Origin of the sequence: Zobellella denitrificans (genome assembly GCF_002237365.1) — a bacterium.
Classification (GTDB): Bacteria; Pseudomonadota; Gammaproteobacteria; order Enterobacterales; family Aeromonadaceae; genus Oceanimonas; species Oceanimonas denitrificans.
Window position 1 is genome coordinate 1 of record NZ_NMUO01000025.1, and the last position, 25,774, is coordinate 25,774.

General features: G+C 66.4%; 27 protein-coding genes and 1 tRNA gene. 20 read left to right on the plus strand and 8 right to left on the minus strand.

The features are described 5' to 3' along the window. Together CGX12_RS07420 and CGX12_RS07425 are read left to right on the plus strand one after the other, a co-directional pair. Nucleotides 1–673: 2-keto-4-pentenoate hydratase (locus tag CGX12_RS07420; protein WP_217898137.1), on the plus strand; the 673-nt coding region annotated here is incomplete at its 5' end. 43 nt (nt 674–716) lie between these two features. Then, the gene (locus tag CGX12_RS07425; protein WP_094039260.1) at nt 717–1,544 is read left to right on the plus strand and encodes a bile acid:sodium symporter family protein; all 828 of its coding nucleotides are present in this window, start codon (nt 717–719) and stop codon (nt 1,542–1,544) included. Here CGX12_RS07425 and CGX12_RS07430 read toward each other — a convergent pair. After that, on the minus strand, nt 1,539–2,417 hold the full coding sequence (locus CGX12_RS07430) for a LysR family transcriptional regulator (RefSeq protein ID WP_094039261.1): 879 nt from the start codon (nt 2,415–2,417) through the stop codon (nt 1,539–1,541). The two genes, CGX12_RS07425 and CGX12_RS07430, sit on opposite strands and share 6 nt — an antisense overlap. 107 nt (nt 2,418–2,524) lie before the next feature. Between CGX12_RS07430 and CGX12_RS07435 the strand changes: the two genes are divergently transcribed. The 3 genes from CGX12_RS07435 to CGX12_RS07445 all read left to right on the plus strand — a co-directional run bounded on the left by CGX12_RS07435 (nt 2,525) and on the right by CGX12_RS07445 (nt 6,673). Further along, complete coding sequence (locus CGX12_RS07435; RefSeq protein ID WP_094039262.1) at nt 2,525–3,712, plus strand: MFS transporter; 1,188 nt, start codon at nt 2,525–2,527, stop codon at nt 3,710–3,712. Nucleotides 3,713–3,798: 86 nt separating this feature from the next. After that, entirely contained in the window at nt 3,799–4,599 is an 801-nt protein-coding gene (dkgB, locus tag CGX12_RS07440; RefSeq protein WP_094039263.1) for a 2,5-didehydrogluconate reductase DkgB, read from the plus strand. 439 nt (nt 4,600–5,038) lie between these two features. After that, nucleotides 5,039–6,673 (plus strand): tetratricopeptide repeat protein, encoded by a 1,635-nt coding sequence (locus tag CGX12_RS07445; RefSeq protein WP_094039264.1) that lies wholly within the window; start codon nt 5,039–5,041, stop codon nt 6,671–6,673. Here the strand turns inward: CGX12_RS07445 and CGX12_RS07450 are convergent. Then, entirely contained in the window at nt 6,670–8,592 is a 1,923-nt protein-coding gene (locus CGX12_RS07450; RefSeq protein WP_094039265.1) for a RecQ family ATP-dependent DNA helicase, read from the minus strand. The genes CGX12_RS07445 and CGX12_RS07450 overlap by 4 nt on opposite strands. A 211-nt stretch (nt 8,593–8,803) precedes the next feature. Continuing rightward, complete coding sequence (yghU, locus tag CGX12_RS07455; RefSeq protein WP_176442026.1) at nt 8,804–9,673, minus strand: glutathione-dependent disulfide-bond oxidoreductase; 870 nt, start codon at nt 9,671–9,673, stop codon at nt 8,804–8,806. Between the two features lie 234 nt (nt 9,674–9,907). Between yghU and CGX12_RS07460 the strand changes: the two genes are divergently transcribed. Further along, a complete protein-coding gene (locus CGX12_RS07460) occupies nt 9,908–10,354 on the plus strand; it encodes a DoxX family protein (RefSeq protein WP_094039267.1) in 447 nt (148 codons plus the stop codon). Nucleotides 10,355–10,363: 9 nt separating this feature from the next. Further along, nucleotides 10,364–11,053, plus strand: a complete 690-nt coding sequence (locus CGX12_RS07465; RefSeq protein WP_094039268.1) for a pirin family protein — start codon at nt 10,364–10,366, stop codon at nt 11,051–11,053. 6 nt (nt 11,054–11,059) lie between these two features. Here CGX12_RS07465 and CGX12_RS07470 read toward each other — a convergent pair whose 3' ends face one another. After that, entirely contained in the window at nt 11,060–11,986 is a 927-nt protein-coding gene (locus tag CGX12_RS07470; RefSeq protein ID WP_094039269.1) for a DNA-binding transcriptional regulator, read from the minus strand. A 338-nt stretch (nt 11,987–12,324) separates the two neighbouring features. Here CGX12_RS07470 and CGX12_RS07475 point away from each other — a divergent pair, with 338 nt between their 5' ends. The 10 genes from CGX12_RS07475 (at nt 12,325) to CGX12_RS07520 (ending at nt 22,715) form a co-directional block, all read left to right on the plus strand. Beyond that, nucleotides 12,325–13,995, plus strand: coding sequence for a bifunctional 3-(3-hydroxy-phenyl)propionate/3-hydroxycinnamic acid hydroxylase (locus tag CGX12_RS07475; protein WP_094039270.1), 1,671 nt, complete (start codon nt 12,325–12,327; stop codon nt 13,993–13,995). 1 nt (nt 13,996) lies between these two features. Further along, nucleotides 13,997–14,941 (plus strand): 3-carboxyethylcatechol 2,3-dioxygenase, encoded by a 945-nt coding sequence (locus tag CGX12_RS07480; RefSeq protein WP_094039271.1) that lies wholly within the window; start codon nt 13,997–13,999, stop codon nt 14,939–14,941. Nucleotides 14,942–14,979: 38 nt separating this feature from the next. Then, nucleotides 14,980–15,843, plus strand: coding sequence for an alpha/beta fold hydrolase (locus CGX12_RS07485; protein WP_094039272.1), 864 nt, complete (start codon nt 14,980–14,982; stop codon nt 15,841–15,843). 21 nt (nt 15,844–15,864) lie between these two features. Beyond that, nucleotides 15,865–16,659, plus strand: a complete 795-nt coding sequence (mhpD, locus tag CGX12_RS07490; protein WP_094039273.1) for a 2-keto-4-pentenoate hydratase — start codon at nt 15,865–15,867, stop codon at nt 16,657–16,659. Between the two features lie 24 nt (nt 16,660–16,683). Further along, nucleotides 16,684–17,619 carry an acetaldehyde dehydrogenase (acetylating) gene (locus CGX12_RS07495; RefSeq protein WP_094039274.1) on the plus strand — a complete coding sequence of 312 codons (936 nt, stop codon included), beginning with the start codon at nt 16,684–16,686 and terminating at the stop codon, nt 17,617–17,619. A 13-nt stretch (nt 17,620–17,632) separates the two neighbouring features. Next, a complete protein-coding gene (gene dmpG / locus CGX12_RS07500) occupies nt 17,633–18,661 on the plus strand; it encodes a 4-hydroxy-2-oxovalerate aldolase (protein ID WP_094039275.1) in 1,029 nt (342 codons plus the stop codon). Between the two features lie 358 nt (nt 18,662–19,019). Then, nucleotides 19,020–20,411 carry an MFS transporter gene (locus CGX12_RS07505; RefSeq protein WP_094039276.1) on the plus strand — a complete coding sequence of 464 codons (1,392 nt, stop codon included), beginning with the start codon at nt 19,020–19,022 and terminating at the stop codon, nt 20,409–20,411. A gap of 160 nt (nt 20,412–20,571) precedes the next feature. Then, nucleotides 20,572–21,705, plus strand: coding sequence for a DcaP family trimeric outer membrane transporter (locus tag CGX12_RS07510; protein WP_094039277.1), 1,134 nt, complete (start codon nt 20,572–20,574; stop codon nt 21,703–21,705). A gap of 149 nt (nt 21,706–21,854) precedes the next feature. Then, nucleotides 21,855–22,376, plus strand: a complete 522-nt coding sequence (locus CGX12_RS07515; RefSeq protein WP_094039278.1) for a GNAT family N-acetyltransferase — start codon at nt 21,855–21,857, stop codon at nt 22,374–22,376. A 6-nt stretch (nt 22,377–22,382) separates the two neighbouring features. Beyond that, nucleotides 22,383–22,715, plus strand: coding sequence for an SDR family oxidoreductase (locus CGX12_RS07520; RefSeq protein WP_217898138.1), 333 nt, complete (start codon nt 22,383–22,385; stop codon nt 22,713–22,715). Between the two features lie 83 nt (nt 22,716–22,798). Here CGX12_RS07520 and CGX12_RS07525 read toward each other — a convergent pair whose 3' ends face one another. From CGX12_RS07525 to CGX12_RS19850, 4 genes are all read right to left on the minus strand, one after another. Beyond that, entirely contained in the window at nt 22,799–23,011 is a 213-nt protein-coding gene (locus CGX12_RS07525; RefSeq protein ID WP_094039279.1) for a hypothetical protein, read from the minus strand. A 106-nt stretch (nt 23,012–23,117) separates the two neighbouring features. Further along, nucleotides 23,118–23,576, minus strand: a complete 459-nt coding sequence (pyrI, locus tag CGX12_RS07530; protein WP_094039280.1) for an aspartate carbamoyltransferase regulatory subunit — start codon at nt 23,574–23,576, stop codon at nt 23,118–23,120. Nucleotides 23,577–23,581: 5 nt separating this feature from the next. Then, complete coding sequence (gene pyrB / locus CGX12_RS07535; RefSeq protein ID WP_094039281.1) at nt 23,582–24,505, minus strand: aspartate carbamoyltransferase; 924 nt, start codon at nt 24,503–24,505, stop codon at nt 23,582–23,584. After that, a complete protein-coding gene (locus CGX12_RS19850) occupies nt 24,505–24,648 on the minus strand; it encodes a hypothetical protein (RefSeq protein ID WP_157772149.1) in 144 nt (47 codons plus the stop codon). The genes pyrB and CGX12_RS19850 overlap by 1 nt, the downstream gene beginning before the upstream one ends. Nucleotides 24,649–24,818: 170 nt before the next feature. Here CGX12_RS19850 and CGX12_RS07540 point away from each other — a divergent pair. The 3 genes from CGX12_RS07540 (at nt 24,819) to rimI (ending at nt 25,745) form a co-directional block, all read left to right on the plus strand. Continuing rightward, a tRNA-Trp gene (locus CGX12_RS07540) sits at nt 24,819–24,895 on the plus strand. A 53-nt stretch (nt 24,896–24,948) separates the two neighbouring features. Next, nucleotides 24,949–25,326, plus strand: a complete 378-nt coding sequence (locus CGX12_RS07545; RefSeq protein WP_094039282.1) for a hypothetical protein — start codon at nt 24,949–24,951, stop codon at nt 25,324–25,326. Then, a complete protein-coding gene (gene rimI, locus CGX12_RS07550) occupies nt 25,302–25,745 on the plus strand; it encodes a ribosomal protein S18-alanine N-acetyltransferase (RefSeq protein ID WP_094039283.1) in 444 nt (147 codons plus the stop codon). The genes CGX12_RS07545 and rimI overlap by 25 nt, the downstream gene beginning before the upstream one ends. Nucleotides 25,746–25,774 lie beyond the last annotated feature (29 nt).

Consider the following 25,774-nt stretch of genomic DNA (forward strand, 5'->3'; position numbering starts at 1 on the left):
TTGCGCGGGGAGGGCGAGATGGGAAAAAGAGAGAGGGGGGGCGCGGGGCCGGTGGCGGGGGGAGCGCCCCCGCTGCTGGAAGGTGGGGGCGCCCAACAAGGACAGCGAGGCCTACAGCGCGCCCATCCCGCCCCGGCGGGTCCACGCCAGCGGCGCCCGCCTGAGCGGGGATGATTTTCACATGATCGGCATCGAGGCGGAGCTGGCGTTCCGGGTGACCCGCCCCCTGCCGCCCCGGGCCTGCTTGTATGAGGAGGCCGAGGTGCGGGCGGCGCTGGGCGAGCTGTGCGTGACCATCGAACTGGTGGACACCCGGCTGCGCCAGTGGCAGCAGGCCGGCACCTTGTGGCGGCTGGCGGACAACCAGATCAACGGGGCGCTGATCGTCGGCGGCGGCATCAGCGACTGGCAGGGGCTCGAGCTGGCGCAACGGCCGCTGGCGCTGACGGTGAACGGCGAGGTGCTGGCCGAGCAGCGCGGTGGCCACCCGCTGGGGGATCCGGCGAGCCTGCTGGGCTGGTCGGTGAACCACCTGGTGGCGCGCAACAAGGGGCTGGAGCCCGGGGATCTGATCACCACCGGCAGTTGGACCGGGATGCGCTTTATCGCCCCCGGCGCCGAGGTGTGCGCCCGCTTCCCGGGTATCGGCGAGGCCAGGGTCAGGATAGACTGAGTCCCGCGTCCGTTCCGGGCCGGGCCCGGGTAAGGAGTTCATCATCGCCTGGTTACTTCCCGGCGGCCTCTGCGCCGCCATACTGCTGGCCCTGCTGCTGCCCGGCCCCGGGCTCTGGCTGGCCCAGTGGCAGCCGCTGCCCTGGCTGGTGGCGGTGATCTTCCTGGTCAACGGCCTGCAGAGCCGGCTGCAGGAGCTCAGGCCCGAGCCCGGCTTCGGCCGGGTGTTCCTGGCGGCGCTGGTGATCAGCCTGCTGCTGTCGCCGCTGGTGGGCTGGCTGATCTACCAGCATGGCGGCCTGGCACCCGGTCTGGCACTGGGGCTCTTGGTGGTGTCGGTGGTGCCGCCGACGCTCTCGTCCTGCGTGGTGCTGACCCGGCTCAGCGGCGGCCAGGCCCAGTGGTCGCTGTTCATGACCCTGGGGCTGAACCTGCTCGGCATCGTCACCATCCCGCTGATGCTGAGCCTGCTGATCGGCCAGGGCGCGGCGCTCTCGCCCTGGCCGTTGCTGCACAAGCTCTCGTCCATGGTGCTGCTGCCTTTCGTGCTCGGCCTGGTGCTGCGTCAGCTGCTGGGCGGCCTGGTGGTGCGCCGCTGGATGGGGGTGGTACCGACCCTGAGCGTGGTGATCACCGCCTGGATCACCCTGTCCACCAGCCGGGAGGCGCTGCTGCAGCTGGGCTGGCCGGATCTGCTGGCGCTGGCGGCCTGGTCGCTGCTGCTGCACGGTACCCTGCTGGGGCTGTGCCTGCTGGCGGTGGTCGGCTGCCTGGTGTTTCACTTCCTGCACATGCTGGCCGACTCCCTGCTGGCCTCGCGCCTGGCTCCCCGGGCGCGGCCCGTCCCGGCGGGCGGCGAGGCCGGCTTATAACCTCAGGCGCGGGCCGATAAAGTCGAGAAAGGCGCCGATGCGGGCGGAGAGGGCGCTGTGCCGGTAGTAGACGGCGTGCACCTGCTCCCGCTCCGGCAGCGGTAGGTATTCCTGCTGCAGCAACGGCACCAGCCGGCCCGCCGCGAGATCCTCTCCTATCATAAAGCGCGACAGGCAGGCGATGCCGTTGCCGGCCAGGGCCAGCTGGCGCAGGGTTTCACCGCTGCTGGCGGCGATGTCCGGCACTACGGCGTCCCGCGCCAGGGGCCAGCGGTTGAGCCCGCCGCTGCCGATAAAGCCGAGCAGCCGGTGCCGGTCGAGCTCGGCGGCGCTGGCCGGGCTGCCCCGGCGACGCAGGTAGTCCGGCGAGGCGACGATGTGCAGCGGGCTCTCTCCCAGCAGCCGGGCGTGCAGGGTAGAGTCGCTCATGCCGCCGATGCGGATGGCGACATCGGTCTGTTTTTCCAGCAGATTGATGATGCCGTCGCTGGAGCTCAGCTCCAGCCGGATGGCGGGGTAGGCCGCGGCGAACTCCGCCACCAGCGGCACCAGCTGGTGCAGCACCAGGGGGCTGGCCGCATCCACCCGCAACCGGCCCGAAGGACCGTGGCGGGCGCTGTGCAGGGCCTCTTCCGCCCGGTCGAGCAGGGCCAGGCCCCGGCGCACTTCCTCGCTGAAGCGGCGGCCTTCCTCGGTCAGCTCCACCTGGCGGGTGGTGCGGTTGAGCAGGGTGGTGCCCAGTTGTCGCTCCAGCCGGCTCACCGCCCGGGACACCCTGGCCACCTGTATGCCCAGTTGCTCGGCGGCGGCGGAAAAACCGCCGCTGTCCACCACCGCCAGCAGCAGCGTCAGATCGTCGGAACGGGTGATCATTGTTATTCCTGCAAATATGATTTGTGCTTTATAGCGTTTTTGACAAAAGTAACCCGGCCTAGAATGCCTCTGTCCCGACTATTACTCAAGCCAAGACGGAGCAAGCCATGCCAGTCGCGTTATTCGCGTTAACCCTCAGTGCCTTCGCCATCGGCACCACCGAATTCGTCATCGTCGGCCTGGTGCCGACCATCGCCCAGGATCTGGGCGTGTCCCTGCCATCCGCCGGCCTGCTGGTCAGCCTCTACGCCCTGGGCGTGGCGGTGGGCGCCCCCGTGCTCACCGCCCTGACCGGACGCTGGAACCGCAAGCACCTGCTGCTGGCGCTGATGGCGCTGTTCGTGCTCGGCAACCTGCTGGCCTGGCGGGCGCCGGGCTACGGCTCGCTGATCCTGGCCCGGGTGCTGACCGGCCTGGCCCACGGGGTCTTCTTTTCCATCGGCTCCACCATCGCCACCGGCCTGGTGGCCAGGGAGAAGGAGGCCAGTGCCATCGCCATCATGTTCACCGGCCTGACCGTGGCCCTGGTGATCGGGGTGCCGCTCGGCATTTTTATCGGCCAGAGCCTCGGCTGGCGAGCCACCTTCCTGGTGGTATCCCTGCTCGGGGTGCTGGCCCTGCTCGGCAGCGCCCTGCTGGTGCCGCGCAACCTGAAGCAACCGGCGCCCGCCCGCCTGAGCCAGCAACTGGCGGTGCTGGCCCAGCCGCGCCTGCTGCTGGTGTATGCCATCACCGCCATCGGCTACGGCGGCACCTTTATCGCCTTTACCTACCTGGCGGCCATCCTGGAGCAGGAGACCGGCTTCGCCGCCGACACTGTGAGCCTGCTGTTGCTGGTGTACGGGATGTCGGTGGCGGTGGGCAACCTCTGGGGCGGCCGGCTGGCCGACCGGCTGGGGCCGGTGCGGGCGCTGAACATCGTCTTCGCCGGCCTGGCGCTGGTGCTGCTGGTCTTTACCTTCAGCGCCGGCCACCCCTGGGCGGCGGTGCTCACCCTGCTGCTGTGGGGCGCCTTCGCCTTCGGCAACGTGCCCGGCCTGCAACTGTACGTGGTGCAACTGGCCGGGCGGTACAGCCCCCGGGCGGTGGACCTGGCATCCGGGCTCAATATCGCCGCCTTCAACCTGGGCATTGCCCTGGGCGCCTGGCTGGGCGGCCTGGTGGTGGAACGCGGCGGACTGATGCAGACGCCCTGGATCGGCGGCCTGGTGGTGCTGGTGGCCCTGCTGCTGACCCGGCTGAGCGGTGCCCTGGATGCCCGCGGCGACGCCCTGCCGGCACCGCGAACCCGATGAATCCGGTGGCCGGCGGACGGTTCGCCGTCCGCCGGCCACCCTGAACCCATATCGTTACCGACAACCATCCACAATAGGAGCACAAGATGCAGATACCATCCATGGGGCTGGGTACCTTCCGGCTGAAGGAACAAGAGGTGATCACGGCGGTGAGCTCCGGGCTCGAGCTCGGCTACCGCCATATCGACACCGCCCAGATCTACGACAACGAGGCGGAGGTGGGCAGGGCCCTGGCCGAAAGCGGGGTGCCGCGCGGGGAGGTCTTCCTCACCACCAAGATCTGGACCGAGCACCTGGCCCCGGGCCGGCTGATCCCGAGCCTGGAAGCGAGCCTGGCAAAGCTGCAAACGGAGCAGGCGGATCTCACCCTGATCCACTGGCCCGCGCCCCGGGACGAGATACCGGTGGCGGTGTATATGGAGCAGCTGGCCGAGGCCAGGGCGCGGGGGCTGACCCGCCATATCGGGGTGTCCAACTTCACCGTCCGCCACCTGCAGGCGGCGATCGACGCCGTCGGGGCCGACGCCATCCTCACCAACCAGGTGGAGCTGCACCCGCTGTTCCGCAACGAGCCCATCGTCGAGTTCTGCCGCACCCGGGGCATCCGGGTCACCGCCTACATGCCGCTGGCCTACGGCAAGGTGCTGGAGGAGCCGGTGTTGCAGGCGATCGGCGCGGCCCACGGGGTGAGCCCGGCCTCGGTGGCCCTGGCCTGGCTGCTGCAGGAAGGCCACATCGCCATACCGGCCTCCACCAGGCGGAGCCACCTGCAGGCTAACCTGGACGCCGCCGGGCTGCGGCTGAGCGAGGCGGAACTGGCACGGGTGCGCGCCATTGCCACCAATCAACGGCTGGTCAGCCCCGACTTCGGCCCGGCTTGGGATTGAGTATAAAAAAGGGCCGGCGAATGCCGGCCCAGGGCTTTGCCATGGTGGCAGCCAAGCACTGCATCGCTGCCGGTTTGTACTGTAGCCGTCGCTGTAGGTGCCGCTTTAGCCGGCACAAACCGGCGCCCAATTTCCGCATTCCCCGCCCTTTGCCGGTTTGCGCCACGTAAACGGGCGCCTACAGGTGAGATATCGACCTGCCCAAGTTTTAAGCTATTTAGTGTTCCAGCGGGCGCACCATTAGATATGGTGGCAGCGGCGCTGGGACAAGATCCGGTTAGAACTAACGGTTCCATCCCGCTGTTATTGGCTGCGATTCGATATAAGCAATCCCCCCGGAACCCGGGGCCCCGACGCCATAATTAAAGCGGACACTGTTGGAGCCGGCCTTGGACGGGAGCCGGATGCCGGCGCCATCGAAAAAGGCAGGAGGTAGGGTATGAACAAGCACAGCAAACCGGGCCTGGCACTCGCCCTCGTGTTCGGCATGGTCCCCCTGGCGCTTGGGGCGGGCACGACCGCATCGGGCGAACACTACGGCGAGCAGCTCGGCAAGGTCGCGTTTAGCGTGTCCTGCCAGGCGCAGGCCGCTGCCCTGGTGGAACGGGGCATGGCACTGTTGCATCACATGACCTATGAAGGCGCCGAGGCCGAGTTTGCCCGGGCCGCCGAGCTCGATCCCGGCTGCGCCATGGCTTATTGGGGGCAGGCCATGAGCTACATCCATCCGTTGTGGTCGGATCCGCCCTCCCGGGAGCGTTATCAGCAGGGGGCGGCGCTCATCGACAAGGCCAGGGCGGCGGGGGCGGCCAGCGAGCTGGAGCAGGCCTTTATCGCGGCGGTGGCGGCCTACTACCGGCACGAGTGGGAGCCGGACGAGCGGCCCCGCCTGGCCAGCTTTGCCGAGGGCTGGCGCCTGGCCTACGACGCCATGCCCGAAGAGCACGAAGTCATGAGCTTTTACGCCCTGGCGTTGATCGCCACGGCGGATCCGGCGGACAAGAGCTACCGGGCCCAACTGGAGGCCGGCCGCCTGGCGGAGCAGGTACTGGCGGACAACCCCCAGCATCCGGGCGCCCACCACTACGCCATCCATGCCTATGATTATCCGCCGCTGGCGGAAAAGGCCCTGGCGGTGTCGCGGCGTTACGGAGAGGTGGCGCCGGAGGTGCCCCACGCCTTGCATATGCCGTCCCATATCTTTACCCGCGCCGGCCTGTGGCAGGAGTCCATCGGCTGGAACCGGGCCTCGGCCGAGGCGGCCCTCAAGCACCCGTTCGGGGACGCAGTCTCCTTCCACTATCTGCATGCCCTGGATTACCTGGTGTATGCCCATCTGCAGGGCGCCGAGTACGGCAAGGCCGAGCAGGAGCTGGCTCGGATCACCGGCATAAATGGTCCCATCCAGGCCCATGCCGCCTCCGCCTATACCCTGGCGGTGGCCCCGGCGCGGCTGGCCCTGGAACGGCAACAGTGGGAGCAGGCCGCCAGGCTGGAGCCCCGCACCCCGGCGGATTTTCCCTGGGAGCGATTCCCGGCCATGGAGGCCATCAGCCACTTCGCCAAGGCCCTGGGTGCCGCCCATATGGGTGAACCGCAACTGGCGCGGGACGCCATCGCCCGCCTGGGCGAACTGCGGGAGGCCGCGGCGACCACCTCGCCTTACTGGGCTAGGCAGGTCGAAATCCAGCAAAAGGCGGCCGAGGCCTGGCTGATGTTCCTGCAGGGGAACAAGGAGGAAGGCCTGCAACGGATGCGCGCCGCCGCCGAACTGGAAGCCGGCACCGAGAAGCACCCGGTCACGCCGGGTGAGGTGCTGCCGGCCCGTGAGCTGTTCGGCGACATGCTGCTGGAGCTGGAGATGTACAGCGAGGCCAGGGCCGAATACGAGGCGGCGCTGGCGCGCTCGGCCAACCGCTTCAACAGCCTGTACGGCGCCGGCCGGGCCGCCGAGCTGGCCGGTGACCGGGAGGGCGCCGCCGGCTACTATCGGCGGCTGGTCGAGCTGGCCGCCCAGGCGGATACCGAGCCGGCGCGGCTGAACGCGGCCAGGCAGTTCCTGGCCCGGCCTTAGCCGGCGGGGGGACTGGCCAGCAACTGTGCCACTTCCCCGAACCGCTGCCGCTCCAGGGCGCCGAAGCCGGGCTTGCCCCTGGCCTTGAGCCGGTTGAGCAGGGGCGTGCTGATGCCGCACAGGAAGCAGGCCAGGCTGTGGGTGCTGAGCGGGGTACCATCCTCCTGCTGCAGCGCCCGGCACCACTGCTCCAGTTGGGCTGGTGCGGGCAGGGGCGGCAACGCTGGGGCCGGCAGCCGGGCGGGCCGGCCGGCGCACACCGAGCAGTGGCCACAACGGACCGGGGCCTGGTGATCGGCGAAGTAGCCGGCCAGGCGCCGGCTCAGGCAGTCGTCGCTCTCGAAGAAGTCGATCATCTCCTCCAGCCGGCTGAGCTCGCTGCGCTCCTTCTGCCGGAAGAGGGCATGCAGCCGCGCGGCTTCCGCCTCCGGATCGAAACCGGACTGCAGCACCCGGTACACCTCGATCATCTGTTTGCTTTCCAGGCTGATCCAGCCCTGTTGGTGCAGGTAGTCGAGGGCGCGGATCACCCGCTGCCGCTCGCCGCCGGCGCGCTGCCGGATGGCCTCGAAATTCACCTGGCACCAGCTGCGGGCCTGGGGCGAGCCGTCGAACAACTGCCGCAGAAAGGCCTGGCGCTCGCCCTGGAAGGCGGCGAGGATCTCCTCGCGCGGCTTGATAAACTTGAAGCGATAATCGGCGAAATAGCTGTATTGCGGCTCGATAATGCCGTCCAGCTCCAGGTACACCAGCAGCGTCTTGAGCGGCAGCAGGCGGATGTTGGTGGCGTTGGAGAGCCGCAGCGGCATCAGTTCCCACTGGGGGCCGGCCTGCTGCAGTTCCCCGAGCAGGTCGCGGATGGCGGCGGGCTCGGGGGTGTCGCCGTAGACGAAGTTTTCCAGCACGTTGAGCCCGGCCCGGTTGCCCAGCAGGGTGCAGGTGGAAGGGTTGCCGTCGCGCCCGGCCCGGCCGATCTCCTGGCTGTAGTTCTCGATGGACTTGGGCAGATCGTAGTGGATCACCCGGCGGATATCGGCCTTGTCCACCCCCATGCCGAAGGCGATGGTGGCGACGATGCAGGGAACCCGCCCCTGCATGAAATCCTGCTGCAGCTGCTTGCGCAGATCCTGCTCCAGGCCGGCGTGGTAGGCCCGGGCGGGGATGCCGGCCGCCGCCAGGCGCTCGGCCAGCTGCTCGGCGCTGTGCTGCAGGGTCACGTAGACGATGGTGGACGAGCGGGGGGCTTCCGCCAGCAACTGCTGCAGGGCGGCGGCCTTGTCCTGCTCTTCCACCGGCAGCACCTGCAACTGTAGGTTGGGCCGGTAGAAGCCGGTGATCACCACATTTTCCTTAGGGATCGCGAACTTTTGCTGCATATCCTCGATGACTCTGGGGGTGGCGGTGGCGGTGAGCAGCAGCACCTGGGGAATGGCGAGCTGCTGGCGGTACTGGGGCAGCTTGAGGTAATCGGGGCGGAAGTTGTGGCCCCATTCGGAGATGCAATGGGCCTCGTCCACCACCAGCAGGGACAGCGGCACCCGGCCGATAAACTGGCGGAAGCGCTCGTTCTTCAGCCGCTCCACCGAAATCATCAGGATCTTGATGCGGCCCTCGCTCACCTCCTGCATCACCCGCCGGCTCTCTTCCCAGCCCTGGCTGGAGTCGATGCTGGCGGCGGGAATGTTCAGCCGGCGCAGAAAGGCCAGCTGATCCTGCATCAGCGCCAGCAGGGGCGAGATCACCAGGGTCAGGTGCGGCAGCAGCAGCGCCGGCAACTGGTAGCACAGCGACTTGCCCGAGCCGGTGGGAAAGATGGCCGCCGCCGACCGGCCGGCCAGCAACTGCTCTATCACCTGCTGCTGGCCCGGGCGCAGCGAGGAAAAACCAAAGGTCTGTTGCAGGGTGTGGTGGAGGTTCATGGGCTGGAAACCTGAATATGCAGAGCATTGAAGCTTGCAGCGTGTCTTCTTGTTTCGCAACCCAGGGCGGCTAATTTCCCCCGTTTGGGGGATATGACCGGCAGAAACTGGTCAACCAACAGCACTATAGGGGATTGGAACACCAGGATCGTGCAGATAATCAGCGAAAAGGCTGAGGCGCCCCGGCAAGGGGCGCTCGTTATCCTTTCTTTCAGCCCTGTTCCAGCTTGTCCTGGGTCTTCAGTTCGAAGTCGCTGGCGTCGTGGCGCTCGTGCAGCTGCTCCTCGAGCGGGCCCGAGGTCCGGTTGACCATGCGTCCGCGCCGCACGGCGGGGCGCCGGGCGATGGCGTCGGCCCAGCGTTGCACATGGGGATATTCATGGGCCGAGAGGAACTGGGCCGCCTCGTAGACCTGGTTGCGCACCAGGCCGCCGTACCAGGGCCAGATGGCCATGTCGGCGATGCTGTATTCCTCGCCGGCGATGTAGGGGCACTCGGCCAGCCGCCGGTTCAGCACGTCCAGCTGGCGTTTCACTTCCATGGCGTAGCGGTTGATGGGGTATTCGTACTTCTCCGGGGCATAGACGTAGAAATGGCCGAAACCGCCGCCCAGGATGGGAGCACTGGCCATCTGCCAGAACAGCCAGGACAGGCATTCGGTGCGCCCGGCGGGATCTTGGGGGAGGAAGGCGCCGAACTTTTCCGCCAGGTACAGCAGGATGGCGCCGGATTCGAATACCCGTTGCGGCGGCTGCACGCCGTGATCGACCAGGGCCGGTATCTTGGAGTTGGGGTTGACCGCCACGAAGCCGCTGCCGAACTGATCGCCTTCGCCGATGCGGATCAGGTGGGCGTCGTACTCGGCGCCTTCGAACCCCAGCGCCAGCAGTTCTTCCAGCATGATGGTGACCTTGACCCCGTTGGGGGTGGCCAGGGAGTAGAGCTGCAGCGGGTGCCGGCCCACCGGCAGGGCCTGGTCGTGGGTAGGGCCGGCCACGGGCCTGTTGATATGGGCGAAGGCGCCGCCGCTGGGGGCTTCCCATTTCCACACTTTGGGGGGAACGTAGGGGGTATCGCTCATCATGAAGTCCTCATCTGATGGTTGGATGAGTCAGTGTATCAGGCTTTGACGGCGGTCGCGGCCGTCCCGGACGTCTGCACTCTCGTTATTTCAAAAAATTTAAACAATCCTGCCAAATCATTCCGATTTTATCCCTGCTCCGGCTTCATTAGACTGGCTCCAAGTTCAACGAACGCCCTGATGGCGGACGTTAAAACCCACAAGTTTATTTCAAATTTTATGAAGAGGTGATTTATGAACAAGGCGACCCTGATCTCCGTACTCCAGTCCAAGTCCGGTTGGGCCCCCCTGGCGCTGCGGCTGCCGGTGGGCATCATTTTCATGGCCCACGGCGCCCAGAAGCTGTTCGGCTGGTTCGGCGGCTACGGCCTGGAGGGCACCGGCCAGTGGATGGCGTCCATCGGCTTGGAGCCGGGCGTGCTGATGGCCTTCCTGGCCGGGGCGGGCGAGTTCTTCGGCGGGCTCTTTATCCTGCTCGGGTTGCTGACCCGGCCGGCGGCGCTGACCCTGGCCGTGACCATGCTGGTGGCCATCTTCGCGGTGCACGTCGAGAATGGCCTGTTCATGAGCAACGGCGGCTACGAGTTCGGCCTGGCGCTGCTGGCGGCTTCGGTCTCCCTGCTGTTCTCCGGCGCCGGCAAACTGGCCCTGGACCAGGCCCTGGCACAACGTCTGAATTGAGGAGGAACCATGATCAGCATCAGAAAGGCGGATGAGCGGGGCAGGGCCAACTTCGGTTGGCTCCACAGCCAACACACTTTTTCCTTCGGCAGCTACTACGATCCGGCACAGATGGGCTTTTCCCGGTTGCGGGTGATCAACGACGACGCGGTGGCGCCGGGGGCGGGCTTCGACACCCACGGCCACCGGGACATGGAGATCATCAGCTATGTGCTGGAGGGCAGCATCGCCCACAAGGACAGCTCCGGCCACGAGGAAATCCTGAGTGCGGGGGAATTCCAGCTGATGTCCGCCGGCACCGGCATCCTGCACAGCGAGTTCAATCCGTCCAACAGCAGGCCGCTGAAGTTCCTGCAGATCTGGATAGAGCCCAACGCCCTCGGCGGCAAGCCCGGCTACCAGCAGAAGGACTTCGGCCGCGCGCCTGGCCTGACCCTGGTGGTCAGCCCGGACGGCGCCGAGGGCTCGCTGGTCATCAAGCAGGACGCCCGCCTGTACCAGCTGTGGCTGGGGCAGGGCGAAGAGGCCGGGCTGGAACTGGCTCCGGGGCGAAAGGCCTGGGTGCAGCTGGTGGAAGGGGAGCTCAGCGTCAACGGTGAGCGGCTGGCCCCCGGCGACGGCGCCGCCTTAAGCGGTGAAGCGCGGTTGAGCTTCAGCGCCGTCCAGCCGGTGCGGGCCCTGGTGTTCGACCTGCCCTGAACCGCTTTAATCCCGCCCGGCACCGTCCTCGGTGCCGGGCGCCGTGCTGTCCGGCCTCTGCGCCTCTCCGACGGCCTGCGGGCTTTCCCCATCCTCCCGGGTCTCCTGCTGTTTCGGTTCTAGCTGCGCCCGCCGCTCGGCATCCTGTTGTTCCAACTGTTGCTCTATCTGGCCGACCATGGCTCTCAGGCTGGCCAGATAGCGCCGGGCGGCTTCCTCGATGGCCATGGCCTTGGAGATATAAATCAGGCTGAGGCAACCCAGCACCTGCTCTCCGTGGCGGATGGGCACGGCGATGGCGCCGATTTTCTCCTCCTCGCCCCATTCTCCGTAATTGGCGCCATAGCCCCTGGCCCGGGTCTGGCGGATCAGCTTGTCTACCCAGATGCGGTTGCGGGCCAGCCGGCCCTGGGTATCGTCGCGGGAGGCCAGCAGCGCCAGTATGCTCTCCCGTTCGGTGTCGGGGCAGTGGGCCAGATAGGCCCGGCCGGCGGCGGTCTGCAGCAGCGGCAGTCGCCGGCCCACCATGGAGCGGTGGAACGACAGCCGGCTGAAGCGGTGGGTGGTTTCCCGGATCACCATGGCGTCCACGTCCAGGGTGGTGATATCGGTGGGCCAGACCACCTCCTGCAATAGCTGGCCGAGCAGGGGGGCGGCCAGCTGGGAAATCCACTGCTCGTCGCGAAAGCCCTCGCTCAGCTCCCGCACCTTGATGCTTAGCCGGTAACTGTCGTCGGACTCGCTGCGCCGCACATAGCCTTCGTTTTGCAGGGTTTCGAGCAGGCGGCGCACCGTGGTGCGGTGCAGGCCGGTGGCATCGGCAAGCTGGCCGATGCGGGCGCCGCCGTCGAAACGGTTGAGGCTGTTGAGCAGGTCCAGGCCCCGGATCAGGCCGCGCACCGCCTTGTAATCGCTCTTGCTCTCGCTACTCATTATTAAAAAAATCCTTGTTAAACAGCTGCGTGCACCTAGTGCACAGCTGGTCGGTTTTTCATTGCCGCAATTCTGGGGGCTTTTTATACTCGGTCCATCGGTCAAGGAACGCAACAAGGGAGAAACAATTATGCAAGCTTGCACCGCCGATTGTTACAACCCGCGCCGGGGCTGGCCCTGACCGGCCCTCCATGATGACCGCTCCCGGGCCCCGGGCCCGAGTTTAGCAACCCATTCAAGCGCCTGACAGCAAGGTTCCGCCCGCCGGAGCCGACGGGCAAGGCTTGCCCGCTGCCGGACCCAAGGCATCAAGTTTCACCGATTCAGGAGTGAAGAACGTGACAGCAACAACCCATACAACCCAGGGCAGCCATGCCCACTTCGACGCCGACGTGGTGATTGCCGGCGCCGGCCCGGTCGGACTGATGATTGCCAACTACCTGGGGCACTGCGGTGTCGAGGTCATGGTGGTGGAAAAACTGGATACCCTGATCGACTTTCCCCGCGCCATCGGGCTGGACGACGAAAGCCTGCGTACCTTCCAGGCGGTGGATCTCGCCGAGCAGGTGCTGCCTCACACCACGCCCATGCACGCCATGCGCTTCCTCACTCCCAAGGGGCGTTGCTTCGCCGACATCCAGCCCAACACCGACGAGTTTGGCTGGTCGCGCCGCAACGCCTTTATCCAGCCCCTGGCGGACAAGGTGCTGTACGACGGCCTGGCCCGCTTCGACAAGGTCAGGGTGTTGTTCTCCCGCGACCTGCAGGCGTTCAGCCAGGATGGGGAAGGGGTCAGCCTGACGCTGGCCGGTCCCCAGGGGGAAGAACGGCTGCGCGCCCGCTACCTGGTGGCCTGCGACGGCGGCAACAGCCTGGTGCGCCGCACCCTGGACATCAGTTTCGACGGCAAGACGGCGCCCAACCAGTGGATAGTGATCGACGTGCGCAACGATCCCCTGGGCACCCCCAATATCTACATGTGCTGTGACGCCGAGCGGCCCTATGTGTCCGCGGCCCTGCCCCACGGCATCCGCCGTTTCGAATTTATGGTGATGCCGGGCGAGACCGAGGAACAGCTGAGCCGGCCGGAAGAGCTGCAACGGCTGCTGGCCAAGGTGCTGCCGGATCCGACCCGGGTCGACGTCATCCGCCAGCGGGTCTACACCCACAATGCACGCCTGGCCGGCGAGTTCCGCCGCGGTCGTATCCTGCTGGCCGGCGACGCCGCCCATATCATGCCGGTGTGGCAGGGGCAGGGTTACAACAGCGGCATGCGCGACGCCAGCAACCTGGCGTGGAAGCTGGCGCTGGTGGTCCAGGGCCTGGCCGGCGACGAACTGCTCGACAGCTACCAGCAGGAGCGCCGGGATCACGCCAGGGCGATGATCGATCTGTCGGTCACCGCCGGCCATGTGCTGGCGCCGCCGAAGAAGTGGCAGGCCAGCCTGCGCGACGGCATCTCCTGGCTGCTCAACTACATACCGCCGGTCAAGCGTTACTTCCTGGAAATGCGCTTCAAGCCCATGCCCCAGTACCACCAGGGGGTGCTGGTCGAGCCGACGCCCAAGCTGAAGCAGTCGCCGGTGGGCAAGCTGTTTATTCAACCCAAGGTGCGGCTGGGCGAGCAGGTGCTGCTGCTGGACGAGGTCATCGGCCGTCGTTTCGCGGTCATCGCCTGGGGCACGGATCCCACTTATGGCCTGAGCGCGGAGGAGCTGGCCCACTGGCAGCGCCTCGGCACCCGCTTTATTCAGGTGGTGCCCTCGGTGCAGTTGCAGGCCGAGGCCAGCCTGGCGGAAGGGGTCATTCGCATCGGCGACGAGAGCGGGCGGCTCAAGGAGTGGTTCGGCCGCTATCCGGCGTCCATCGCGGTGCTGCGCCCGGATCGCTTCGTGGCCGGCATCGCCATTCCCCAGACCCTGGAGCCCCTGTGCCGGCAACTGCGCCAGGTGCTCAAGGCAAAAAACCAACCCCAACAGGCGCCGGCCGCGGCGCGCAAGGTGGCCTGAGATGAGCGTCTATCTGCATTGCCTGTCCCACACTCCGCTGATCGGTCATGTGGATCCCGCGCCCGCCGTGGTGGCGGAGGTGGACGCCACCATCGCCGCCGCCCGGGAGCGCATCGCCCGCTTCGATCCGGAGCTGGTGATCCTGTTCTCGCCGGATCACTACAACGGCTTCTTCTACGACATCATGCCGTCCTTCTGCATCGGCATGGCGGCCCGGGCCATCGGTGACTTCGGCACCGCCGCCGGCGAGCTGCCGGTGCCCCAGGCGCTGGCGGAAGATTGCGCCCGCAGCGTGCTGGCCCAGGGCATAGACGCCGCCGTGTCTTACCGCATGCAGGTGGATCACGGCTTTGCCCAGCCGCTGGAATTCCTGCTGGGCGGCATCGACCGGGTGCCGGTGATCCCGGTGTTCATCAACTCGGTGGCCGTGCCCCTGCCCAGCTTCCAGCGTGCCCGCCTGCTGGGCGAGGCCATCGGCCGCTTTGCCCGCCGCCTGGACCAGCGGGTGCTGCTGATCGGCTCCGGCGGCCTGTCCCACCAGCCGCCGGTGCCGGAGCTGGCCACCGCCAACGAACACCTGGCCGACCGGCTCAAGGGCAGCGGCCGTGATCTGCCGGCGGCGGAGCGCGAGGCCCGCACCCAGCGGGTGATCGCGGCGGCGCGGGGCTTCGTCACCGATCCGCACAGCCTGTACCCGCTCAATCCCGAGTGGGATCGGCAGTTTATGGCCACCCTGGCGGAAGGCCGCCTGGCCGAGCTGGACGGGCTCGGCAACGACGATCTATCGGCCCTGGCCGGCAAGTCGGCCAACGAGGTCAAGACCTGGGTGGCGGCCTTCGCCGCGCTCTCGGCCTACGGTCCCTATGGAGTGGACCACGGTTACTACCGCGCCATCCCCGAGTGGATTGCCGGCTTCGGCTCGATCAGCGCGGCCCCGCTGCGTTGATCCTTTTTCCTCATTACCATGACAACAGGAACCAGACTATGACAAGCCAACATCTTACCGAAGCCGCCACCAGCCGTTTCGTCCGCATCCGGGAAGGCGAGCTCGACCTGCAACTGCACTACAACGACTGCGGCCAGGGCGAGCGGGTGGTGGTCATGCTGCACGGCTCCGGTCCCGGCGCCAGCGGCTGGGCCAACTTCAACCGCAACGTCGCCCCCCTGGTGGACGCCGGTTTCCGGGTGATACTGCTGGACTGCCCGGGCTGGAGCAAGAGCGACAGCATCGTCTGCGAGGGCTCCCGCTCCGATCTCAACGCCACCGCCCTCAAGGGGTTGCTGGACGCCCTCGATATCGAAAGGGTGGACATCATCGGCAACTCCATGGGTGGTCACAGCACCGTGGCCTTCGCCCTGCGTTATCCGGCGCGCCTCGGCAAGCTGATCCTGATGGGCGGCGGCACCGGCGGCGCCAGCCTGTTCACCCCCATGCCCACCGAGGGCATCAAGCGCCTGCAGGGGCTCTACCGCGGCCCGACCATCGACAACCTCAAGGCGATGATGGACATCTTCGTCTACGACACCTCGGATCTCACCGAGGAGCTGTTCCAGGCCCGGCTCGACAACATGCTGGCGCGCCGGGATCACCTGGAGAACTTCGTCAAGAGCATCGAGGCCAACCCCAGGCAGTTCCCGGACTTCAGCCCGCGACTCGGGGAAATTACCGCCGAGACCCTGGTGATCTGGGGCCGGCAGGATCGCTTCGTGCCCATGGACACCGGCCTGCGCCTGGTGGCCGGCCTGCCCAACGCCGAGCTGCACCTGTTCAACCGCTGCGGCCACTGGGCCCAGTGGGAACACGCCGACAAGTTCAACCGCATGGTGCTGGACTTCCTGACCCACTGAATGCCGAGAGAGGGCAAACCGATGAACCCGAATCAAGAAAGCCTGGAACAACTGGCCGGCGCCCTGCGCCGGGCCGAGGCCGAAGGCCGGCCCCTGGCGCCGCTGCGCGACTACATAGGCGAGGGCAACGCCGAGGCGGCCTACGCCATCCAGCGCATCAACGTGGCCCAGGGCGTGGCCGGCGGGCGCCGGGTGGTGGGCCGCAAAATCGGCCTGACCAACCCCAAGGTGCAGCAGCAATTGGGGGTGGATCAGCCCGACTTCGGCACCCTGTTCGCCGACATGGGCTACGGCGACAACGAAACGGTGCCCTTCGGCCGGGTGCTGCAACCCAAGATAGAGGCGGAAATCGCCCTGATCCTGGAGCGGGATTTGCCGGCGGCCGACACCACCTTCGCCGAGCTGCTGGCCGCCACCGGCTGGGTATTGCCGGCGCTGGAGATCGTCGGCAGCCGGGTGCGCGACTGGGACATCCGCTTCGTCGACACCGTGGCCGACAACGCTTCCAGCGGCCTGTTCGTGTTGGGCGGCCCGGCTCGCCGGCCGGACGGCCTGGATCTGCGTACCGCCAGCATGCGCATGACCCGCAACGGCGAGGAAGTGTCCGCCGGCAGCGGTGCCGAATGCCTGGGCCATCCGCTCAACGCCGCCGTCTGGCTGGCGCGCACCATGAGCCGGCTGGGCGAGCCGCTGCGCGCCGGCGACCTGATCCTGACCGGGGCCCTGGGGCCCATGGCGCCGGTGGCGGCGGGGGATCGTTTTGAAGCCCATATCGAGGGCATCGGCCAGGTGGCCGTGAACTTCGGCCGGAACTGAACCCAATACAGAGGGGAAGAGGAAATGAAAAAACTGAAAGCGGCCATCATCGGTTCGGGCAATATCGGCACCGACCTGATGATCAAGATCTTGCGCCAGGGCAAACAGCTGGAGATGGGCGTCATGGTCGGCATCGATCCGGCCTCCGACGGCCTGGCCCGCGCCGCCCGCATGGGGGTGGCCACCACCCACGAAGGGGTAGACGGCTTGGTGGCGATGCCCGAGTTCGCCGACATCGATCTGGTGTTCGACGCCACCTCCGCCGGCGCCCACATCAGGAACGACGCCCTGCTGCGGGCGCACAAGCCGGGCATCAAGCTGGTCGACCTGACCCCGGCGGCCATCGGTCCCTACTGCGTGCCGGTGGTGAACTTGGAGCAGAACCTAGCCGCGGGCAACGTCAACATGGTCACCTGCGGCGGCCAGGCCACCATACCGGTGGTGGCGGCGGTGTCCCGGGTGGCGAAGGTGCACTACGCCGAGATAGTGGCGTCCATCAGCAGCAAGTCCGCCGGTCCCGGCACCCGCGCCAATATCGACGAGTTCACCGAGACCACCTCCAGGGCCATCGAGCAGGTGGGCGGGGCGGCCAGGGGCAAGGCCATCATCGTGCTCAACCCGGCGGAGCCGCCGCTGATGATGCGCGATACCGTCTATGTGCTGTCGGAAGCGGCGGATCCGGCGGCGGTGGAAGCCTCCATCGAGGAAATGGTGGCGGCGGTGCGCAGCTATGTGCCCGGCTACCGGCTCAAGCAGCGGGTGCAGTTCGAGCAAATTCCGGCCGAGGCGCCCCTGCACATTCCCGGCCTGGGCGATTTCAGCGGGCTCAAGACGGCGGTGTTCCTGGAGGTGGAAGGGGCGGCCCACTACCTGCCGGCCTACGCCGGCAACCTGGACATCATGACCTCCGCCGCCCTGGCCACCGCCGAGCGGATGGCCCTGTCCCAGCTCAACGCCTGAGGAGGAACTTCGGATGAGCATCAACAACGGCAAGAAACTCTATATCTCCGATGTCACCCTGCGCGACGGCAGCCACGCGGTGCGCCACCAGTACAGCCTGGATCAGGTGCGGGCCATCGCCCGGGCCCTGGACGCGGCGCGGGTGGACAGCATCGAAGTGGCCCACGGCGACGGCCTGCAGGGCTCCAGCTTCAACTACGGCTTTGGCGCCCACACCGATCTGGAATGGATAGCGGCGGTGGCGGAGGAAGTGACGCACGCCAAAGTGGCGACCCTGTTGCTGCCGGGCATCGGCACGGTGCACGACCTGGACAACGCCTACCGGGCCGGGGCGCGGGTGGTGCGGGTGGCGACCCATTGCACCGAGGCGGACGTGTCGCGCCAGCACATCGAGCACGCCCGCAAACTGGGCATGGACGCCGTCGGCTTTTTGATGATGAGCCACATGACCAGCCCCGGTAACCTGGCGCTGGAGGCGAAGAAGATGGAGGACTACGGCGCCACCTGCATTTACATCGTCGACTCGGGCGGCGCCATGACCATGCAGGACGTGCGCGACCGCTTCCGGGCGGTGAAGGCGGTGCTCGAGCCGGAGACCGAGACCGGCATCCATGCCCACCATAACCTGAGCCTGGGGGTGGCCAACAGCATGGTGGCGGTGGAAGAGGGCTGTGACCGCATCGACGCCAGCCTGGCGGGAATGGGGGCGGGGGCCGGCAACGCGCCGCTGGAGGTGTTTATCGCGGCGGCCGAGCGCTTGGGCTGGCACCACGGCACTGACCTCGCCACCCTGATGGACGCGGCGGATGATCTGGTGCGGCCGTTGCAAGACCGACCGGTGCGGGTGGATCGGGAAACGCTGGCGCTGGGTTACGCCGGTGTCTATTCGAGCTTTTTACGCCACGCCGAAACGGCGGCCCAGCGCTACGGCCTGAAAACGGCGGACATCCTGCTGGAGCTGGGCAAGCGGCGCATGGTGGGTGGTCAGGAAGACATGATAGTGGACGTCGCCCTGGACATGCTGGCGGCGCGCCAGGGGTAAGCCGGACCGCGCCTCGGGCGGACGATGGGCCCGGGCCTGCGGCTCCCAAGTGGAGCCGCAGGCCCGGGCTTTTTTGGTTTTGCTTGCGCCGGCGGCGGTGTGCCGGGGTGTGCGTCCCCCTGTCCGGCGACGCAAAGGCTTCACTCGATTCCCTTTCGAATTCTCTTAAAAATACTTAAAAAAACAATGAAGTGCACATAGTGCACCCTGTGGCCGTTTTTCGTTGTTCGCTGGCCGTCCCGTTTTTACACTGCGAGTGTTTCATCAAGGTAAATAACTTGTTTGCCAAATGTCTCCGTTGTGTGGAGACAAGCAGGAAAGCATGGCCGAACCGGTCAACTCTAGGAGGAGAGAGTCAATGTCAATATCAACCCATCAAGCCCGTCCTGGCGACGGCACCAAGGATCCCCGGCAGCAGCGCAAGGAAAGCCGCCGGGCCATCATCTCCAGCTACCTGGGCTCCACGGTGGAGTTCTACGACTTCCTGTTGTACGCCGCCGCCGCCAGCCTGGTGTTCCCGGTGCTGTTCTTTGGCGAGCTGGAGCCCGGCGTGGGGCTGATGCTGTCCTACCTGACCCTGGCGGCGGGCTACGTGGCCCGTCCGGTGGGTGGCCTGCTGTTCGGCCACTACGGCGACAAGGTGGGGCGCAAGCTGGTGCTGTTCATCACCCTGATGGTGATGGGGGGGGTATCGGTGGTGATCGGCCTGCTGCCCACCTATGAGACCATAGGCGTGGCCGCTCCCATCACCCTGGTGGTGCTGCGGGTGATCCAGGGCCTGGCGGTGGGCGGCGAGTGGGCCGGTGCCACCCTGCTGGCGATGGAGCACTCGAGCAAGAAGTCCAAGGGCTTCGGCGCCAGCATAGCGGTCGCCGGCGGTCCGTCCGGCGCCGTGCTGGCGACCATGGTGCTGGGGCTGTTCTCGCTGTTGCCCGAGGAGCAGTTTATGAGCTGGGGCTGGCGCATTCCCTTCCTGCTGTCCGCCATCCTGGTGATTATCGGCCTCTACATGCGCTACAGCGTGACCGAGTCTCCCGAGTTCGAGGCGGCCAAGGCAGCGGAAGAGGCCAAACCCGAGGCGTCTGCCCATGCCGGCGTGCCCCTGGTGCGGCTGTTTCGGGAATCCTCCTCCAGTATCTCCCTCGGCGTGCTGGCCGGCCTGGCGCCGCTGTTCATGCAGTCGATGCTGGCCACCTTCGGCCTGACCTACGCGGTGTCCATCGGCCACAGCCGCAGCGACGCCCTGCTGATGCTGACCCTGTCCAGCGTGCTGCACATCTTCACCATCCCGCTGATGGCGGCGCTGTCGGATCGCTACGGTCGCCGTCCGGTGATGCTGGTGGGCGCCCTGATCGGCTGCATCATGGTCTGGCCCATGTTCGCCCTGATCAGCCACGGTTCTCCCTGGCTGCTGCTGCTCGGCTTTATCATCGGCAACCCCTTGATCCAGGCGGTGATGTACGGCCCCATGGGCGCCTTTATCAGCGAGAAATTCACCACCCGTACCCGTTACACCGGGTTGTCGCTGACCTACCAGCTTACCACAGTGCTGGGCGCCGGCTTCACCCCGCTTATCGCCCAGACCCTGCTCGGCCTGGGGGGCGGTGGCACCAATACCCAGTACGTCGCCATGCTGTTCTGCGGGCTCTGCCTGGTGAGCGCCATCGGCGTGTACTGGTCGCGGGAAACGGCTCCGGGCCGGAGCGCACAGCCGGTCTCCCTGGCCAAGGTGCCGGGCAGCCTGTCCTGATACCGACGTCCTGACAAGGGCCGTCCCATGCGGCCCGACAAGGTACCCCCCTTTCATGATTGCTGACCGGAGGCGGCGGAGGCCGCCGCCCGGGATCCCCGGTTTCCGATTTCTCGCGGCCGGGGCCTAACCATGACCCATAAAAAGGAAGAACAACGATATGGATATGAAATCCAACGCCATCACCCTGTGTGCCGCCCTGGTGGGCACGGCGCTGTCCGCTACCGCGGGCGCCTTCGAGTGGCAGATAGGCGACACCAGGGCCAGCGTCTACGGCTATGCCAAGCTCGACATCATCCATGATGTGGACGCCAACCTGGGCAATACCGTCAATCGCGGCAATATCCGCCTGGATGGTGAAAACGGGCCCGAGGGCCACAGTACCCTGCACGCCTACCAGAGCCGGCTGGGGGTGAGCAGCCTGACCGCCACCGAGCAGGGCGAGGTCAAGGCGGTGCTGGAAGGGGACTTCTTCGGCAACGGCGGCGGCCATTTCCGCCTGCGCCATGCCTACGGCGAATGGAACGGCATCACCGCCGGCCAGACCTGGACCAACTTCGGCGGTTTTCTCGGCATGAACCCCACCATCGACTTCACCCCCCAGCCGGGCCAGGGCAACGCCGCCCGCCAGGCCCAGCTGCGCTATAGCCAGGGCGGTTTTTCCGCGGCGCTGGAAGATCCGGGCAGCCTGGGCGGCAAGGTGAACCTGGCCGCGCCCGACAGCGTCAAGCATCCGCTGCCCGACCTGACCCTGCGCTACCAGGGCAAGGTGGGCGGCCTGGACTTTGGTACCTCGGCAGTGCTGCGCCAGCTGGAATACTACCAGTCCGGGAGCAACGGCGATCGCAATGCCTTCGGCTGGGGCCTGAACCTGGAGGCGGCCTACCGGCCCGTGCCGGGGCTGGTGCTGCGCGGTGCCCTGACCCACGGCGACGGCATCGGCGGCTACCTGGAAGGCAGCCCGGCGGCGCCCGGCTATGTGGATCCCCTGACCGGAAAGCTGGAAACCATCAAGGCCAGCGGCGCCACCGCCGGGGTCAGCCTGGCGGCGGGCCTTGGTGACATCACCCTGGGCTACGGGGTGGCCCGGACCGATCTGGACGACGCCGTGGCTGCCGGCGCCCTGGCCGGTGACGCCAACAAGAAATTCGAGGCCTGGCACCTCAACTATATCTGGTCGCCGCTCGCCAGCGTCAGCTACGGCATCGAGACCAGCTACCACCGCCGCCAGGTACAGGACGGCCGGGAAGGGGACGCCCTGCGCCTGCAGGGCATGGTGATGTACAGGTTCTGAACGGCATCACGCCATTCCTGGGGGTAAACGCCCGGCCAGGGCCTCCGGGGCCTGGCCGGGCGTTGCCGCAGTGGGCGTGGCCGAAATGGCTGGCGGCGGTGGCCATCGCCGCCGGCGCCATACCCCATCTCCGGAGGAGCAACAAGACGATGACACTTTTGGTACCCGAGCACATCGTGACCGCGAGGCTGATACTCCGGCCGTTTCGGGAGGAGGACTGGCAAGATCTCCATCATTACTATTCTTGCGCCGAGGCCACCACCTTTACCGTTGGGCGGCCCCTTTCCGAAGGCGAAACCTGGCGCACCCTGTGCGGCATGATTGGCCACTGGAGCCTGCGTGGTTATGGCCCTTACGCGGTAGAGGAAAAGGCCAGCGGCGTGGTGGTGGGCACCGTCGGCTTCTGGTATCCGAACGACTGGCCAGGCCCGGAAATCAAGTGGGCGCTGGCGCCCGCCTATTGGGGACGGGGGCTTGCCAGCGAGGCCGCCCGGGCCGTGCACAGGGTCGGGCTGAGCCATTTGCCCGACATCGCCCTCATCAGTTTTATCCATGCCCAAAACACGGCCTCCATTCGGCTGGCCAGGGCGCTAGGGGCCAGCCTGAAGCGCGAGGTCGAGTTTCGGGGGGCGAACTGGCATATCTACGAACATGCAAAAGTGCCGCAGTAACGGGCGGTGTATCCCCTCACCGGCGGCTCCGTTCCCGGGATCCACGATGCGGTGGTGGGCCTGATGCGTTGCCTGGCGGCGGAGTTGGGGCCGCAGGCCATCCGGGTCAACACCCTCAACCCGGGTCCGGTGGACAACCGCATGATGCGCTCCATCGAGGTGCAGGCCAGCCTCGGTCATGGGGAGGAGGTGCACAAGATGTTTGCCTCGCGGGTGCCGCTGGGGCGCTACGTGATCAATGAGGAATGCGCGGCGATGGCCGTTTTTCTGTTCTCGGACGGCGCAAGCGGCTGCAACGGCAACACCTATGTGGTGGATGGCGGCTACTGCGCCCAGTAGGGAATTCGCCTGCAACGCATGGTGTGGAGCGACCCGGCAACTGCAGGGTGATGGAAAAGGGCGGCCGCGGCCGCCCTTGGTGATCAGAGTACCCGGGTTTTGTTGTCGCTGGCGTAGTGGGACACCAGGTCCACGAATTCCTCGGGCAGGTAGAGACGCTCGGGCTCCATGCGCTCGCAGTGGTGATCCGGGTGATCGACCACCATTTCATAGCCCACGAAGTCGTCGTCGCTGTCGTAGCTGGGGCGAAAGAGCACCCGGTCTCCGTTCGCCAGCCTGAACTCGGTGCTGGTCATATGCGTACCTCCAGGAGGGTTGGCTCCGCACAGGCTAAGTATAGGCGGTGGAGGGACGCGGCCGGGGAGATAAAAAAAAAGCCCGGCATCCGCCGGGCCCGGATCCTTATACCGCCATCATGTCGCGGTGGAAGGATTTTTCACAGTAGCGGCAGCGAAAGCGCACCTGGCCGTCCACCGCCCGCACCCTGAACTTGCTGGTGACCGGCTCGTTGTGGCTGATGCAGTTGCTGTTGGGGCAGGAGAACACCCCTTCCACCTTTTCCGGCAATTGCAGCTGCAGCTTTTCCACCACCTCGAAGTCCTCGATCAGGTTGACCGTGGCCTGGGGGGCGAACAGCGCCAGCTGGTTGGCCTGGGCGGCGGACAGCCGGGTGTTTTCCACCTTGATGATGTCCTTGGCGCCCAGCGCCTTGGACGGCAGGTTCAGGCCCACGGTGATTTTTTCGTGGGTCTGGGCCAGGCCGAACAGCTGCAGGATCTTGATGCCCTGGCCGGCGGGGATGTGGTCGATGACGGTGCCGTTGTGGATGGCTTCGACTTGCAGTTGGCTCTTGTTCATCATGTCTCTCACAGGCTCTCGTTCAGCACCAGGGCGAGCAGGGCCTGGCGGGCATAGACGCCGTTTTCGGCCTGCTCGAAGTAATAGGCGTAGGGGGTGTCGTCCACCTCTATGGTGATCTCGTCGATGCGCGGCAGGGGATGCAGCACCTTGAGGCTGTCCTTGGCATTTTCCAGCACCTCCGGGGTCAGCACGTACTTGGAGGCCACGTGCATGTACTCGGTTTCGTCGAAGCGCTCCTTTTGCACCCGGGTCATGTAGAGGATGTCCAGCTCGTCCATCACCTCTTCCATGCTGTCGCGAAACTCGAAGTTGATCCCCTTTTCCACCAGCTCGTCGCACAGGTAGTCGGGCATGGCCAGGGCCTGGGGCGCGATAAAGTAGAACTTGCAGCCGAACAGGCTGAGCGCCTGGGTCAGGGAATGCACGGTGCGGCCGTACTTGAGATCGCCCACGAAGGCCACGGTCAGGCCCTGCAGGGTGCCCTGGGTTTCGTAGATGGTGAACAGGTCCAGCAGGGTCTGGGTTGGGTGCTGGTTGGAGCCATCACCGGCGTTGATCACCGGCACCGAGGAAAATTCCGCCGCCAGCCGGGCGGCGCCTTCCTGGGGGTGGCGCATCACGAAGGCATCGCTGTAGGAGCTGATGATCTTCACCGAGTCGGCCAGGGTCTCGCCCTTCTTGGCCAGGGAGGTGCTGCCGCTGTCGGAAAAGCCGATCACCGCGCCGCCCAGCCGGTGCACCGCCGTTTCGAACGACAGCCGGGTACGGGTGGAGGCTTCGAAGAAGCAGCTGGCCACCACCTTGTGCCTGAGCAGCTCGGGCCGGGGGTGGGTCTTGAGCATCACGGCGGTGTCGATGACCAGCTCCAGCTCGGCGCGGGTGAAGTCGGAAATGGAGATTACATGCTTTTGATATAGGGGGTTTGCCATCAGCAGCGCTCTTCAAGGTAGAAGGTGAAGATCATAAAAAAGCCCCGGAAGGGGCCATGGGAGCAAAATCGATCGCAAACGCCGCCGCTGGCACGGGAAACGGGCAGGAAACCGGCCTGGGGATAACGGCGAGAATGGAACATCCAGACACTCCGGGCGATTGCAAATCGTACGGATTATAGAGAAATGCGCGGCCAAAGCAAAATGGGGCGGCGGTTCCGTACCGGCGGTGAAAAGGTGAGCGAACGCGCCATAAGCCTCGAAAAAGCCCTTTACCTTTGAAAGCCGCCGGTTATAATGCGCCTCGTGTTGCAGGGGCATAGTTCCAATTGGTAGAACAGCGGTCTCCAAAACCGACGGTTGGGGGTTCGAATCCCTCTGCCCCTGCCAACTTCACATATAAAAGCCAGCTTCACGCTGGCTTTTTGCGTTATGGAGTGGTTATGACGCCGGTACAATCGCAACTGTGGCGACTGCTCAAACAGCCGGTGTGGCGCTGCAGCCACCCCGAGCGCCTGCCCCTGGCGCCCGCGCCCGACGCCGAACAGGCGAAGGTGCTGCTGGTGCTGGGCCAGGGCAAGACCCTGCCGGCGCGGCTCGAGTCCGATCTGCGCCTGGCCCTGGGGCCGGACGAGGCCCGTTTCCTTGTGATGGACGAAACGGCCTGGCGGGCCGCGGGTAGCCCGGTGGCGCCCGTCCTGCTCGGCCTCAACCTGACGGCGGCGGTGCAGGGCTTCGCCTGGCACGGCAGCCTGCCGCTGACCCCGGCGCACAAGCGCCAGCTCTGGAGCCGGTTATGCCACCTCTGTTCCGCGCCCTGACGCCCGCCGATCTGGACGCCATGGTGGCGCTGGAGCAGGCCGCCCACCTCGCACCCTGGAGCCGGGAACAGCTGGCCGAGAGCCTGCATGGGCGCTACTTTTCCGGTGCCTTGTGGCAACAGGAGCAGTTGCTCGGCTTTTTTATCGCCGATGCGGTCATCGATGAAAGCACCCTGATGAATATCTGCATCGCACCCTTGTGGCAGGGTCAGGGTCTCGGCCGCCGGCTGCTGGAGCACTGGCTGGAAGAGTGCCGGCAGCGGCGGCTGGCCATGGCCTGGCTGGAGGTAAGGGCCTCCAACCAGGCCGCCCTGGCCCTGTACCGGACGGCGGGCTTTGCCAAGGCCGGCCGGCGCAAGGACTATTACCGTGCCGGCGAGGGGCGGGAAGATGCCATCGTGATGCAAAAACCGTTGTAAGCTTCCATACTAAAAGGCAAATACTCTCA